This window comes from Caldimicrobium thiodismutans (assembly GCF_001548275.1).
GTDB classification, from domain to species: Bacteria; Desulfobacterota; Thermodesulfobacteria; order Thermodesulfobacteriales; family Thermodesulfobacteriaceae; genus Caldimicrobium; species Caldimicrobium thiodismutans.
In genome coordinates, this window is sequence record NZ_AP014945.1 from 165,721 (window position 1) to 179,108 (window position 13,388).

14 protein-coding genes are annotated in these 13,388 nt (G+C 39.6%); 7 read left to right on the plus strand and 7 right to left on the minus strand.

Features of this window, described 5'->3' with window-relative positions; all coding sequences use genetic code 11:
• Position 1: 1 nt before the first annotated feature.
• Positions 2-826 (minus strand): purine-nucleoside phosphorylase, encoded by an 825-nt coding sequence (locus tag THC_RS09260; protein ID WP_068511942.1) that lies wholly within the window; start codon positions 824-826, stop codon positions 2-4.
• Positions 807-2,891: a polyribonucleotide nucleotidyltransferase gene (locus THC_RS00795; protein WP_068511945.1), complete on the minus strand. Its 2,085-nt coding sequence runs from the start codon at positions 2,889-2,891 to the stop codon at positions 807-809. The genes THC_RS09260 and THC_RS00795 overlap by 20 nt, the downstream gene beginning before the upstream one ends.
• 118 nt (positions 2,892-3,009) lie before the next feature.
• Between THC_RS00795 and THC_RS00800 the strand changes: the two genes are divergently transcribed.
• From THC_RS00800 to THC_RS00815, 6 genes are all read left to right on the plus strand, one after another.
• Complete coding sequence (locus THC_RS00800; RefSeq protein ID WP_068511947.1) at positions 3,010-3,756, plus strand: ABC transporter ATP-binding protein; 747 nt, start codon at positions 3,010-3,012, stop codon at positions 3,754-3,756.
• Between the two features lie 13 nt (positions 3,757-3,769).
• Positions 3,770-4,927: a SufB/SufD family protein gene (locus THC_RS00805; RefSeq protein WP_068511950.1), complete on the plus strand. Its 1,158-nt coding sequence runs from the start codon at positions 3,770-3,772 to the stop codon at positions 4,925-4,927.
• Positions 4,927-6,024, plus strand: a complete 1,098-nt coding sequence (gene hisC, locus THC_RS00810; protein ID WP_068511952.1) for a histidinol-phosphate transaminase — start codon at positions 4,927-4,929, stop codon at positions 6,022-6,024. Before THC_RS00805 ends, hisC begins: the two co-directional genes overlap by 1 nt.
• 85 nt (positions 6,025-6,109) lie before the next feature.
• The gene (locus THC_RS09365; RefSeq protein WP_153303638.1) at positions 6,110-6,265 is read left to right on the plus strand and encodes a hypothetical protein; all 156 of its coding nucleotides are present in this window, start codon (positions 6,110-6,112) and stop codon (positions 6,263-6,265) included.
• Between the two features lie 604 nt (positions 6,266-6,869).
• Complete coding sequence (locus THC_RS09370; protein ID WP_153303639.1) at positions 6,870-7,043, plus strand: hypothetical protein; 174 nt, start codon at positions 6,870-6,872, stop codon at positions 7,041-7,043.
• A 50-nt stretch (positions 7,044-7,093) separates the two neighbouring features.
• Positions 7,094-9,565 carry an EAL domain-containing protein gene (locus THC_RS00815; RefSeq protein WP_068511955.1) on the plus strand — a complete coding sequence of 824 codons (2,472 nt, stop codon included), beginning with the start codon at positions 7,094-7,096 and terminating at the stop codon, positions 9,563-9,565.
• Here THC_RS00815 and THC_RS00820 read toward each other — a convergent pair.
• Genes THC_RS00820 through fbp form a run of 4 tightly spaced genes read right to left on the minus strand, consistent with a single transcriptional unit; the run spans position 9,552 to position 12,607 of the window.
• The gene (locus THC_RS00820; RefSeq protein WP_068511957.1) at positions 9,552-10,322 is read right to left on the minus strand and encodes a TonB C-terminal domain-containing protein; all 771 of its coding nucleotides are present in this window, start codon (positions 10,320-10,322) and stop codon (positions 9,552-9,554) included. The two genes, THC_RS00815 and THC_RS00820, sit on opposite strands and share 14 nt — an antisense overlap.
• A 5-nt stretch (positions 10,323-10,327) precedes the next feature.
• A complete protein-coding gene (locus THC_RS00825; protein ID WP_068511960.1) occupies positions 10,328-10,726 on the minus strand; it encodes an ExbD/TolR family protein in 399 nt (132 codons plus the stop codon).
• 1 nt (position 10,727) lies between these two features.
• Positions 10,728-11,468 carry a YkgJ family cysteine cluster protein gene (locus tag THC_RS00830; RefSeq protein WP_068511963.1) on the minus strand — a complete coding sequence of 247 codons (741 nt, stop codon included), beginning with the start codon at positions 11,466-11,468 and terminating at the stop codon, positions 10,728-10,730.
• A complete protein-coding gene (fbp, locus tag THC_RS00835) occupies positions 11,468-12,607 on the minus strand; it encodes a fructose-1,6-bisphosphate aldolase/phosphatase (protein ID WP_068511969.1) in 1,140 nt (379 codons plus the stop codon). Before fbp ends, THC_RS00830 begins: the two co-directional genes overlap by 1 nt.
• Before the next feature lie 94 nt (positions 12,608-12,701).
• On the opposite strand from fbp, the gene THC_RS00840 reads away from it, so the two are divergent.
• Positions 12,702-12,992, plus strand: coding sequence for an EscU/YscU/HrcU family type III secretion system export apparatus switch protein (locus THC_RS00840; RefSeq protein WP_068511973.1), 291 nt, complete (start codon positions 12,702-12,704; stop codon positions 12,990-12,992).
• Here the strand turns inward: THC_RS00840 and THC_RS00845 are convergent.
• The gene (locus tag THC_RS00845; RefSeq protein ID WP_148638794.1) at positions 12,989-13,306 is read right to left on the minus strand and encodes a hypothetical protein; all 318 of its coding nucleotides are present in this window, start codon (positions 13,304-13,306) and stop codon (positions 12,989-12,991) included. The two genes, THC_RS00840 and THC_RS00845, sit on opposite strands and share 4 nt — an antisense overlap.
• Positions 13,307-13,388: the final 82 nt, after the last annotated feature.

The window sequence follows — 13,388 nt, forward strand, 5'->3', positions numbered from 1 at the left end:
TTTAAATTCGCTTTAGAAATTCCACGACCAATTTTGTTAGCCTTTTTTCAGCCCTTTGAGCTTCTGCAACAACATCTTCAAAAAGAATGGGTTGAAAATTATCGGGATTATTTACATTAGCAATAACAGAAACACCAAGAACCTTGAGTCCAGCATGGATTGCAACTATAACCTCAGGCACTGTTGACATACCTACTGCATCTGCTCCAATCATTCTCAAAAATTTTGTCTCTGCTGGTGTTTCAAGGCTTGGTCCAGGGACTGCTACATAGACCCCCTCTTGAAGTTCTTCCCCGAGTGCCCTGGCAGTGTCTTTAAATAAATTCCTGAGATCCTGCGCATAGGGACAGGAAAGGTCTGGAAATCTCGGCCCAAGCTCTTCATAGTTAATTCCCCTTAAGGGATTATCGGGAATGAGGTTTATATGGTCTTTAATAAGCATTAGATCCCCAGCTCTAAAGGAGAGATTTAGTCCTCCTGCAGCATTGGAGACAAGGTAGATGGTGGGTTTAAATAGAGTAAGCACTCGCAGTGGAAAGGTAAGCTCCTTAGCGGAGTAGCCTTCATAATAGTGAAATCTTCCCCTTAAAAGGACTACCTTTTTATTGGAAAGCCTTCCAAAGATAAGTTCTCCCGCATGGGTTTCCACAGTGGATTGGGGAAAGTTAGGAATCTCTGCGTAGGGCATAATCCATTCTTTTTCAACAGCTTCGGAAAGATTTGATAAGCCTGTCCCAAGGGTGATAACAATTTCAGGATGAAAGGGAACTTGCTCCTTTAAAAAAGAAAAGGTCTCAAAGAGCCTTTTATAATAGAGGTCCTGCATCTTCTGTTCCCAGAAGGGTGGTAAGCTTAAATCGTCCTGCCTCATCTATCTCAATGACCCTGACCCGAATTTTATCTCCTATTTTATAGACACTTTTTAGATCTCTGGGAGGATTATCCATTTTGGAGACATGGAGAAGTCCGATCTTTCCCGGTAAAACCTCAACAAAGAGTCCATAGGGTTCTATGCGGGTGATCTTGCCATCGTAAATCTTTCCTATCTCAACCTCTGCCACAAGATTTAAGATTTCCCTTTTAGCAGATTCAACTCCTTCCCTATTTGGACCAGATATGGAGACCCTGCCTCCTTCAAGCACCCAGATGGTAGTTCCAGTTCTATCCCGGATATCTTTAACGGTCTTTCCTCCGGGGCCTATGATTAAAGATGCCTTATCCTCTGGAACGGTGATAATTTCAATACAGGGGGCAAAGGGGGAAAGTTCAGCCCTGGGTTGAGGTAAGACTGCATACATTTTATCAAGGATAAAGAGCCTCGCAAGCCTTGCCTGTTCCAGAGCCTTTGAGAGAACCTCCCTTTTTAGACCCTTTATTTTTATATCCATCTGCACGCTTGTTATCCCCTCTCGGGTTCCAGCAACCTTAAAGTCCATATCTCCCAGCTGATCCTCATCTCCCAGGATATCTGTAAGAATAAGATACTTATCTTCAAAGGTTGCAAGTCCCATGGCAATGCCAGCAACATGTTTTTTAACTGGTACTCCTGCATCAAAGAGGGCAAGGGATCCTGCACAAACAGTTGCCATAGAGGAAGAACCATTGGATTCAAGCACATTGGCAACAATTCTTATGATATAGGGAAAATCTTCTTCAGATGGGATCAGGGGCTCAAGGGCTCTTTCAGCAAGGGCACCATGCCCAATTTCTCTTCTCCTTGGAGGTCCCCAGGGACGAGCCTCTCCTGTGCAGAAGGGTGGAAAGTTGTAGTGGAGCATAAATCTTTTAAAGGTTTCTCCCTCAAAGATAGTCTCCACAAGCTGAGCAGATTCACTTGACCCAAGGGTAACAGTTGCAAAAACCTGGGTCTGACCCCTTGTAAATATAGCTGAACCATGGGGTCTTTCAAAGGGGTGAACCTCAATGTTTATAGGTCTTATCTCTTCTGGTTTTCTTCCATCGATGCGTCTACCCTGATAAAAGAGGCTTTCCCTTAAAAGCCTTTGGAGAAGTTTTTTATAAAAAAAGGCTAATTTTACCCTTTGAGACTCCTCAATTTCAGAGGAGGCCTCTTCAAAAATCAAGTCAAGAACCCTGTGCCTCTCAATTTTGTCTTGAATGCCAAGGGCAGACAAAACCTTTGTTTTGGTTTTAAGCTCCACAAAGTTATAAAGCTCTTGATCTGCATAGGGTGAGGTAAAGGTGAGTTTTTGAGGTTTGAGTTTTTCAGCTAAACCTTTCTGGGAAAGGATAAGCACTTTTCCTTGTTCTAAGGCAAAGAAAAGGGCCTGTAAGAGCGTCTCTTCAGGGATTTCTTTGCCTCCTCCTTCCACCATTACAAGAGAGTCCTCTGTAAAGGCAACAACAAGGTCAAGATCAGAGTTTTGTCTTTCCTCATAGGAGGGATTCAGGATAAATTTCCCATTGCTGCGAGCAACTCTCAACCCCCCGATAGGTCCTTCAAAGGGGGCTGGAGAAAGGATTAGGGCAGCTGAAGCCCCCAGAAGGGAGAGGACATCAGGGTCATGTTTTTCATCAGCTGAAAGGGTAAGTGCTGTAACCACTACTTCATGGGAAAAACCTTCAGGAAAAAGGGGTCTCAAAGAACGATCTATAAGGCGGGAGACCAACACTTCTCTATCTGTAGGTTTTCCCTCTCTTTTTAGAAATCCTCCCGGGATCCTACCCCAGGCAGAACTTTGCTCCCGGTAGTCAACTGAGAGGGGAAGAAAGTCAAACCCCTCAAGAGGTTTTTCACTAATACAGGCAGTGACAAGAACAGCTGTTCCTCCCTGTTTTACTACAACAGAGGCCCCGGCTAAACGGGCATATGCACCTGTTTCAATAATAATGGGATCTCTTCCATCTAATCTAATCTCAACTCTTTCCATTTCCCCTCACCAGATTTAAATTTATTAATAAGTTTAGAGGTAGAAAAAATTTTTTCAAGGGCTTTTCTTTTCAAAAAGGATAATTATTATAAAGTTATAAACTTCGTAGGAGGTATTTATGGCCAATCTTTTGGAGGTTAAAGACCTCTGGGTTGAGGTTGAAGGAAAGGAGGTCTTAAAGGGCATAAGCCTTAATATCCCCCTCGGGGAGACCCACATTATCTTCGGGAGAAATGGATCTGGTAAAACTACCCTACTTATGACCCTTATGGGCTTTCCAAATTACAGAGTCCGTCATGGGCAGATTATCTTTAAAGGAGAGGATATTACCTATCTTCCGCCATATGAGAGAGCTAAAAGGGGAATTGGCATTATGTTTCAGAGGCCTCCTACCATTAAGGGAGTTAAATTAAGGGAGATATTAAAACTCTGTGGAAAAGAGAACGGAGTAAAAATTGAAGAGCTTGCCAGAGCTTTTCAGTTTGAGCACTTTCTTGAAAGAGAGGTTAACCGGGGTTTTTCAGGTGGAGAAATCAAAAAGAGTGAGCTTTTGCAACTTCTTATGCAGGATCCAGACTTGGTTTTATTAGATGAGCCTGAATCAGGGGTTGATCTTGAAAATATCCATCTTATTGGCCAGATGATAAAGAAACTTTTGCAAAAGGAGACCCATCGCCCAAGAACAAAAAGTGGTCTCATTATTACCCATACAGGTTTTATCCTTCAGTATGTGACGGCTGATCTTGGATATGTAATTATGAATGGTGAGATCTACTGTAAGGGTAATCCTTTGGAGATTTTTGAGGGTATTCAGAAGTTTGGCTATGAAGGGTGCCAGAAGTGTCTAAGAAGGTGTGAATTTTGAGAAGGAGGATAGGATGAAAAATAATCAAATAGACCCAAAGGCGTATAAATCTGCCAAGGAAGCTAATGTTTTGGAGGATCTTTCTAAGCTTTCTTCTGAGGAAAGAGAAAGGTTGAAACTTCTCGGATTAGATGAGGCCCTTCCTCATGAAGGGGAGTTCGTGCAGGTTGATGCAAAGCCAGTGCTTTGTAAGAAAAAGGTAGAAGGGCTTGAGATTATGCCTATAACCCAGGCCTTAAAGACCTTTGATAAAATTGAAGAATATCTCTGGAAGGCGGTATCACCTGAAAAGGATGAATTCACTAAGGAGGCCGCTGAAGATCTGGATGATGGTTATTTTATCAGGGTTTTACCTGGTTATAAACTCGTTTATCCTGTGCAGACCTGTCTTTATATAAGAACCAGCCAGATTGCCCAGAAGGTTCACAATATTGTTATTGTTGAAGAAGGGGCAGAGCTTAATCTCATTACCTCCTGTTCAGTGCATCCTCATATTGATTCTGCTTTACACATTGGTATCTCAGAGTTCTATATTAAAAAGAGGGGAAAGCTTACCTTTACCATGGTGCACATGTGGGGAGAAAAGACCGCAGTTAGACCAAGAACAGGCATCTTTGTTGAGGAAGGAGGCACATATATCTCTACTTATGTTAGCCTTTTTCCTGTAAAAAGTATTCAGACCGCACCGATTTGCAGGCTAATTGGAGAGGAAGCACGCGCCTCCTTTGTAAGTATAATAGCCAATCACCCTGGTTCACATATTGACATTGGTGGAGAGGTGCACCTTGAGGCTGAAAATACAAGAACAGAGATTATTTCAAGAAATGTGGTATACGGAGGTGTTAATATCGCCAGAGGAAAAATTATTGCTAAAGCTCCAAAAGTTAAAGGGCATCTTGAGTGTCAGGGCCTTATGCTTAGTGATGAAGGACTGATGATGGCCATTCCCGAGCTTGACAGTCATTACTCTGATGTTGAGCTCACCCATGAGGCAGCAGTTGGAAAAATTGCAAGGGAAGAGGTTGAATATCTTATGGCAAGGGGATTAACAGAAGATGAAGCCACTTCCTTAATTGTTAAGGGATTTCTAAGTGTTAAAATTGAAGGACTTTCTCCTGAACTTCAAAAGCAGATTGACAAAACCCTTGAGCTTGCTAAACTTGGCTTTTAATGAACCCCAAGCCCTGGTTAAAGGACCTTAAGCCCTATCCCCCTGGAAAAACCTTAGAAGAAATTCAGAGGGAGCTCGGGCTTGAAGGTCCTATTTATAAATTGAATTCCAATGAAAATCCTCTTGGCCCATCTCCGAAGGTAATTTCAGCTCTTAAAGAAGCCCTAACTGAAATTCATCTCTATCCAGAGGCAAGCTATAAGACCTTACGATCTGCCCTTGCCAAAAGATGGAATTTATCTCCAGAAAATATCATCCTTGGAAATGGCTCAAACGAGATTCTTGAATTTGTCTTTAAGGCCTATCTTGAAAGGGATGACGAAATCATCATTAGTGAACCCTCCTTTTTGATGTATGAAAAATTTGGCGAGATCTATAGTGTTAAAATAAAAAAAATCCCCTTAACTCCAGATTTTAAACATAACTTAAAGGGAATCCTTTCTTCTATAACCAGTAAAACCAAAGCCATTTTTCTTGATCATCCCCACAATCCCACAGGCTCAACTTTAAAAAGGAGAGAATGGGAAGAATTTTTAGGGGAACTTCCTCAGGACATTCTGGTAGTCCTTGATGAGGCTTATGGGGAGTTTATTGAGGATGAAGAGGTGCCTATGGGAGTTGAGTTTTTGAAAAAGGGCTATCCAGTTCTTATAACCCGCACTTTTTCCAAAGCATTTGGGCTTGCAGGATTAAGGCTTGGTTATGGCATGGCAGATAGCTCAATCATTGACATCCTAAATCGGGTAAGACAGCCCTTCAATGTAAATCTTCTTGCAGTAAAAGCAGGTCTTGCAGTTCTTCAGGATGAAGATTACCAGAAAAGAAGTGTAGAACTTGTTTTCAGAGGGAGGAAATACTTGAGTTCTGAGCTTTCCAAGCTGGGTTTTAAGGTTTATCCCTCACAAGCCAATTTTATTATGGTTGATTTTGACAAATGGTGTGAATCGCTTTATGAATTTTTATTAAAAAGAGGTATATTTGTTCGACCCTTAAAGGCTTATGGATTTATTAATTGTGTAAGAATTACTATTGGGAAAGAAGAAGCCAATAAAGTTTTGATAGATAAAATCAAAGAATTTTTAATAAATTTTAAATAAAATTTATAATTTAAAACCTTGACAAAAGTTTAAAAGATTATATTATAACTCTCTTGACGAAAACAAAACTTAGGAGGAGTAGATCATGAGAAGAAAGATATTTTCTATTTTATTAGTTTGTTTTTCTTTATCTTTATTTTCACCTTTTTTAAGTTTTGGTGAGGAAAAAAAGGATACTAAAGATAATTCTACCCAACAGGAAACTCCTAAGAAAGAAAAAAAGAAAGATATTGGCTGTTAAAAATATTTTTAATCTGATTGTTTTTACAGTTTAATGCATAAGTTCCCATTTTTACAAGAAAAAGGAAGGATGGTAAAAGGTAAGAGGTGAGAGTAAAAGAACACTTACCAGGTAAACACATAGGTTTGTCCCTACTGTAAAAATTGGAATTAGATAAATATTATTCCAAAAGGATTGACCTGGGTTGAATGCATCTCCCTGTTGCAGACAGGGCTGCCAGTGCATGTAGACAGGGGGTAAATAATTATTTGCCCCTACTAAAGGAGCTACAATAATTACAGGAGAAGCTTTTTAGTTTAAGATAAAAGAATAATCCAATTTATCTGCTAAAAAGTCAAATTTCTTAGGTGGTTTTGAAAGGTCATCTTAGTTAATCTATAATGTCACTTACTTGCGCAGGAAGGGAGGCCACATAGTATGTTACAACAGGTATCACTATACAATAATTGTGTTCCATTTAAAAAATCCTATTGACTTTCAAAAGATAATGGCGCAAACATTGATATTGACAAAAATGTAAATTGATTTAAAATCCATTTTATATTTTATAGAGAGATTAAAAAAAATCTTTAAAGATTTTTTTAGTAAAAACAAGGGGAGAATTATGAGAAGAAAGGTAATGGCCCTTTTATTAGTTAGCTTTTCATTAGCCCTATTTTCACCCTTTTTAAGTTTAGCAGAAGAAAAAAAGGAAACTAAGGATAATGCTACTCAAAAGGAAACCCCCCAAAAAGAAAAAAAGAAGAGAGATAGGCTGTTAAATCCCTATAGCTCATAAAATTTTGAGTAAATCTTTGCAGATTTAACTTTTTGATATAAAATTATCTTATGGAATTTTTATATCTCAGTCTCATATTAGATCAGGAAGCCCGTATCCTTAGCTGTAATAAAAACTTTCTTAAACTTACAGGTTATACTCTGGAAGAAATTAAATTTAAAAGACTTTGTGAAATCCTTTATGATCCCAGATGTTGGGAAAACTCTGAAAAACTGAAGAGAGAATCTAAGTTCCCTTTAGATATAGAAATCACCCTTTCCCGTAAAAAGGGTGTTCCCCTTTATGTTCACGGGAAAATCAAGAAATTTTTCCACAATGGAAAAGAACTTTTCCTGCTTTTTGGCTGGAATATAACCGCCCTTAAAACTTATGAAAGACTTTATAGGCTTTTAAGACTTATAAATTCAATAATTACAAAGGCTCAAACTGAAGAGGAGATTTATCAAGAAATTTGCAAGGGGCTTGTTAATGAACTTGGGTTAAGATTTGCATGGGTGGGTGTGCCAGACTGGGAGAAAAAAATAGTAAAACCCCTTTATCATTATGGTTATGAGGCTGGTTATCTCTCTGAAATTACTATCTCTCTTGATCCTGAGATTCCTGAAGGTAAAGGCCCAACAGCTCAGGCGATAAGGGAAGGCAAAATTTCCATAAATCCCGATACCCGAACCAATCCCTATTATACCGCTTTTAGAGAGCCTGCCCTTAAGAGAGATTATCTTTCCAGTGTAGCTATCCCTCTCTTTGTGAAAGGTGAACTCCGGTCAGTTTTAAACCTCTATTCCAAAGAGCCCTATTATTTTAACCAGCTTCAGGAGGGGCTCCTTTATGAATTGAAAGAGGATCTTGAGTTTGCTATATCTCGGCTTGAGAAAGAACATTTTTTAGAATTAATAAGCACAGCTCTTACTAACTCTGACCTCTGGCTATTAATTACTGATGAAAGGGGAAATATTTTATATGCCAATACAGAGGTTATGTTGCTTACTGGTTACACAGAAGAGGAGCTATTGGGAAGGAATCTCTCTCTTTTTGAGGCTGAAAGGGGCTCCCCTGAGAGCCATCCAGAGATGTGGGATTATCTCTCTGAAGGGAGAAATTTTTCGGCTCTTTTTACCTATAGAAAAAAGAGTGGAGAAGTCTTTTACCTGGATCAAAAGGCCATACCAGTAGATTTTGGACCGGATAAAAAATATATAGTTTTTGCAGGCAGAGATCTAACCCTTCAAATTGGCCTTTTTGAAACTATAGAAAACCTCAAAAATTACGATCCTCTAACAGATAGCCTCTCCTTAAGAGGTTTACTGGATAAAGCTAAGACCTCTCTTCCCCACCTCAAAGGGAATGCCCTTTTTATTGTCCTCGATTTATATCAATTTACATATATAAACGATCACTATGGCTTTCTGATTGGTGATGAGATTTTAAGGTTCTTAGCACGGAGACTAAAAGGAATTCTCAGGGAATCTGATTATTTAGCAAGAGTGGCCTCGGATGAATTTTGTCTTTTTATTTCCGGAATAAAGAATGAAGAAGAGATAGCCTCTAAGCTTTATGAAATAGGTAAGCTTATCTCAGGACCCATTGAGATAAAAAGTGAAAAATTGAGCCTTAAGTATAATCTTGGGGTTTCTCTTTATCCTCTTGATGGAAGTGATCCTGAGGATCTCTATCGCAAGGCTAATTCTGCCTGTTCCTTGGCTAAAAAAGAAGGTCCCAATGTGATAAAATTTTATGGAAAAGAAGTGGAAGTTCTTATTAAAAAGACCCTGGAGGTAGAAAGGCTCATAGAGGAGGCTTTAAACTTTGGATATTTTCAGTTTTATTTTCAACCTTACTTTGATACGCATAACCTTTTATTATCAGGTGCTGAGGCATTAATAAGAATAGTTAAACCAAATGGGGAGGTGATTTCCCCTGGAGTTTTTATTTCTCACTTGGAGACCTCTCCTCTGAGAAGGGACTTTGAAGTGTGGGCTATAAAGACCCTTGTTGAAAAGATAAATCTCTGGAAACTACCTATAGGATTAAATCTCTATCCCGATACTTTTGGGGATGAGTCTTTTTGGGATGAGGTTACAACTTTTCTGGAAGGACTTGAAGGTCCTCTTGTCCTTGAAATCACTGAAAGGGGGTTTATAAAAAATCCAGAAGGAATTGTTGAGGTTTTTAGAAGCCTAAAAGAAAAATATCCTTACTTGAGATTTGCCCTTGATGACTTTGGAACAGGTTATAGCAACATGAGTTATCTCCGTAAATTACCCTTAGATTATTTAAAGATTGATCTAACCTTTGTGCGGGAAATTGAATCTGATGATAGGGTAAGAGGCATTGTGAAAACCATAATTGATTTAGCCCATATTTTGCAAGCTAAGGCTTTAGCAGAGGGCGTTGAATCTCAAGAACAGATTCAGATTCTTGATATTATGGGATGTGACTATCTTCAGGGATTTTATTTTGAAAAACCTATTCCTGAAAAAGATTTTATAAAAAAGTATCTACCTAAGATTAATTTATCTTGAAGATGCCTTCTGCTCTAAATTCTATCTTGAGAGAGGTTTTTTGATTTACTGGTAGAGGGCTTACGGCACTGAGGCACCTCTCGATTGCCCGATTAAAGGCAGGCTCTGGGGATCTCTGAATAAAATTAATCTTGGTTATCTCTCCTGAATTACTTACCTCAATCTCCACTAAAGCACTTAAGCCTTTTTTGTTTTTGAGATAAATGGGGACCTCAAAATGGGTCTGCAGTTTTCTCTTCACTAATAAAAGGTAGTCCTGAGATAATGGGCTTGCGGAAGAAGTAGTAGTAGGGGTAAAGGGTCTTTCTTGAATTCCCTCTTTGAGAGGGCCTTTTTCTTTTATTCTGTTTTTAAGGGAAGCAAGTTTGTTTTGTAAAAATTCCATTTCATCTTTTTCCTGATGGCTTATTTGATTTTCCTTAGCTTTGAGTTGAGAAAGCCTCTCTTTCAAAAGGGATTCTTCAGAGGGTTTAGATTCAGGAGTGCTTTTTTTTACCTGGAGTTTAGAGGCCTCTTTAGGAGGCTTTTCTTGAACCTTTGAGGAAGAGGGGAGAGGGGGAGTCTCTCTGGGAGAACTTATGGGGGGCAAGGCCTGTGGCTTAACCTCTGATTGAGAGAGAAAGGAGGGACTTTCAAGAAGAGTAATTTTTACTTCCTCTTTCTTTTTTACTGAAAAAGAAAGACCTGTTAAAAGAAGGAAGCTTAAGAAAATATTTATAAAGAGGGAGAGAAAAACTGCAGAAAGATTAAGGGCCATGATGATTAGCTTTCAGGTAAGGTAAGAAGTCCTATCTGATTAAAACCTGCTCTTTTTACTTCAGATAGAACCTTTGCAACCACCTCATAGGTAGCTAAGCGGTCTGCCTCAATCTGCACCTCCTCAACGAGCTTATTCTTTCGGGCTTCTTTTAGCCAGCTTGAAAGCCTCTCAAGGCTAACCTTTTCTCCATAAATTTTTATCTCCCCATTTTGGGTAATGGTTATCTTAAGGGGTTCTCTTTCTTTACGAGAGATAGGGGTGTCTTTGGTCTTAGGTAGATCTACCTCAAGCCCTGAGGTCATAAGAGGGGCAGTGATCATAAATATGATCAAAATTACTAAAACTATATCCACTAAGGGAATTATGTTTATCTCGTCTTGCAGTTTTTTTTTAACTTTCATCTTACCAATTTAGATTTTCTTCCTTTAGCACCTCATCCCGGATTATTTTTAAGGCCTTCTCAAGGAGAACCTCATCAGGAATGGAGGCCTCCTCTGTGTTAAAATAGGGAACATTACCTTCTTTGATATCAGCCCTTAAGCCCTCAAGGTCATAAGCAAGGAGATAAATTAGATCTAAGAGGTCTCCTGTAAGGGGGGTATCAGCAAATCTCTGCCTCTTTAAAACTACTTCTCCCCAGAGGTCATTAAAATGATGGTAAGGGAGAAGCCCCTGTTCTTTAAGAAAATCCTTTACTTTAATGGGGCGGTTTTCATAGTGCCCTTTACAGTGGGTTTCCCGAATGATCTTATAAAGTTCTATCTTTTCTCCCTTTTCATTTTCTGCAAAGTAACGGGCTAAAGGATAGGTTCGGCAGGCTGAAGGCCTATCTGGATAGACCTTACAGCCCTCTTTTTCATCTAAAAAAGGACAGGAATAGTCATAGGGATTCATGTTAATTGAAATAACAGGAAGCTGGGTTACCTCTCCAATAAAAAATTCTCCATACTTTTCAATAAGTTCTTCTGTTGAAAGCCCTAAGCTCTTTTTTAACCTCAAAAGATCATAGGGGGAAAGGATAAGTTTTACATCATAACAACACTTATTAAAACAGACTATACCTTTGTAACATCTAAAGGGAAACTCATCCTCCAAGGTAAGATCCTTGGGGTCAAAAACTATATTATAATGAGGGATATGCATTATTCAGCTACCTCTCCCTCGGTTGTAAATTTAGGTTTTCCTGTATCTACCAGCTGAAATCTATCTTTAAGTTTTTCAAGAACCTTGGGTAGAGTTGTGTATTCCATCTCTTCAGGGGGTAGTCTGTGAGGTTCAAAGATACCTTGTCTGCGCAAGTAATTAGCCATGTGGCTGGCATCTGTTCTGGCTTGATCAAAGGCTGGGTCATCAAAGAGATCAACAGGGCCGATTAAGTTGCCATTGCAGATCTGATATCCAGCGGCAATTACTCTGGGAGGACCATCAAAACGGGTGGGTTTGGCCTGGGCAAAGGAAACCGGCATAAGGGGACCGGTATGGGAGCCTCTCATCCAGCCTTCAACAAACCAGGGTCTTGCAAAGGGCTCTAAGGCTTCACCTACCGCTGGGAAACCGCTCTGACACCTGACAATGAGAACTGGATCGTCTTTGCCTACATATCTCCCTGCAGTCAGAGAAAGCTTTTGAGTTGAGGCTGAGGCTCCAATCTCTCCATCTTTTTTTCTAAAAACGGATCTTACACAGTATCTACTGGTTGCCCCGATAAAGACCATTAAATCATAAAGCTCTTCAGGTGTGCTTAGCTTTATACTCATTCCGCTATAGACATCTAAAACCTCAAAGATAAAGCCATCATGCATAGAGGGATCAATAACAAGCCCTGCTGTATTCATAGGATCTGCAAACATCTCATAGAGGGGAAGATTCCAGGCACTTGGAGAGGTCTTGTCAGCAAAAAAGACAATCACAGGTTCACTTTTCCTTTCTTCAAATTCCATTTCTGCAACTCCTGGACCCATGCCTTTTACATTTCCGGAAAAGGCATCGGTTAAAAGGTCTTGCCCAGCTCCATACATCTTGAGTTTTTTAGCTACCTCAGTTCCTTCTTTAAAGGCATTCCAAGCCACTTCATGCACTTCGGAAGAATCAAGCCCTTTGGTATGGGTCATAACTAAGGCTATGTCATCACCACAGACAATAACAGAAACATCTTTAATAAGACCATTATCCTTGGCCTCTAAGGCCACTTCTTTGACTCTGTTTAACACCTCGGGATGAACAGAAGAATGCCCTACAAAACCACCAATATCAGCCTTGATAACCGAGAGTGTAATCTTCATAAGCCCCTCCTTTCTAAGGAATTTTTGGTCTTTTTCCGATTATAATTTCAAAGTATAATCTATTATAGCATAAAGCAACCTAAAGTAAACTGAAATGGAAGATGAAAAGGTAGCAGTTGCCCTAAGATACGAACCTGAAGAGGGTAGCCCTGAGGTAATTGCCAAGGGAAAAGGCTACCTTGCAGAGCTCATTTTAAAGATTGCTAAGGAGAAAGGGATTCCCATAAAGGAGGACTCAAAACTTGTAAAGGAACTTTACAGGCTTGAGCTGAACAAACCCATTCCCCCTGAACTTTATCAAGCAGTAGCGGTGGTCTTAGCCTGGGCCTTTCGTCTCAACGAAAGACTAAGGGAGAGAGTCTTAAAATCTCTTAAAGGCAGTTAATCCATGCTAATCATGGGCTGACCACAACATACAGGGGTTGGCCTGTCTTCTGGATATTCCTCCATATGATTACAAATCATGCAAACATAACGGATCTTTCTTACGCTCTCTCTGGCATCTGCACTGGCTTGAATCCCTTCTACATAAAACTGTGCGTATGAAGAGCTCCCAGGTATATACATACCTAAGGGGAGAAGCTTTTTGTTTTCTTCCTCACATCTTGCTACAAGCTCCCACATCTTGTTCAATCCTTCCACCTCTTGCTTATTTTCAGGGATCAATCTAATAATGGCACCCTCCACTTCAATTTTCATTAAGACCTTCTTTTTATAAGAATTTCTCTTTTTTAAGAAAAAGAAAAACATGAAAAAAATTTTTTCAAGTATTTGTGATAGC

Coding starts and splice junctions, on each gene's coding strand:
- THC_RS00820 (WP_068511957.1), bottom strand. CDS start 10,322: ATGGCCCTTAATCTTTCTGCAGTTTTTCTCTCCCTCTTTATAAATATT.
- THC_RS00795 (WP_068511945.1), bottom strand. CDS start 2,891: ATGGAAAGAGTTGAGATTAGATTAGATGGAAGAGATCCCATTATTATT.
- fbp (WP_068511969.1), bottom strand. CDS start 12,607: ATGAAGATTACACTCTCGGTTATCAAGGCTGATATTGGTGGTTTTGTA.
- THC_RS00805 (WP_068511950.1), top strand. CDS start 3,770: ATGAAAAATAATCAAATAGACCCAAAGGCGTATAAATCTGCCAAGGAA.
- THC_RS00800 (WP_068511947.1), top strand. CDS start 3,010: ATGGCCAATCTTTTGGAGGTTAAAGACCTCTGGGTTGAGGTTGAAGGA.
- THC_RS00815 (WP_068511955.1), top strand. CDS start 7,094: ATGGAATTTTTATATCTCAGTCTCATATTAGATCAGGAAGCCCGTATC.
- THC_RS00825 (WP_068511960.1), bottom strand. CDS start 10,726: ATGAAAGTTAAAAAAAAACTGCAAGACGAGATAAACATAATTCCCTTA.
- hisC (WP_068511952.1), top strand. CDS start 4,927: ATGAACCCCAAGCCCTGGTTAAAGGACCTTAAGCCCTATCCCCCTGGA.
- THC_RS09260 (WP_068511942.1), bottom strand. CDS start 826: ATGCAGGACCTCTATTATAAAAGGCTCTTTGAGACCTTTTCTTTTTTA.
- THC_RS00840 (WP_068511973.1), top strand. CDS start 12,702: ATGGAAGATGAAAAGGTAGCAGTTGCCCTAAGATACGAACCTGAAGAG.
- THC_RS09365 (WP_153303638.1), top strand. CDS start 6,110: ATGAGAAGAAAGATATTTTCTATTTTATTAGTTTGTTTTTCTTTATCT.
- THC_RS00845 (WP_148638794.1), bottom strand. CDS start 13,306: ATGAAAATTGAAGTGGAGGGTGCCATTATTAGATTGATCCCTGAAAAT.
- THC_RS00830 (WP_068511963.1), bottom strand. CDS start 11,468: ATGCATATCCCTCATTATAATATAGTTTTTGACCCCAAGGATCTTACC.
- THC_RS09370 (WP_153303639.1), top strand. CDS start 6,870: ATGAGAAGAAAGGTAATGGCCCTTTTATTAGTTAGCTTTTCATTAGCC.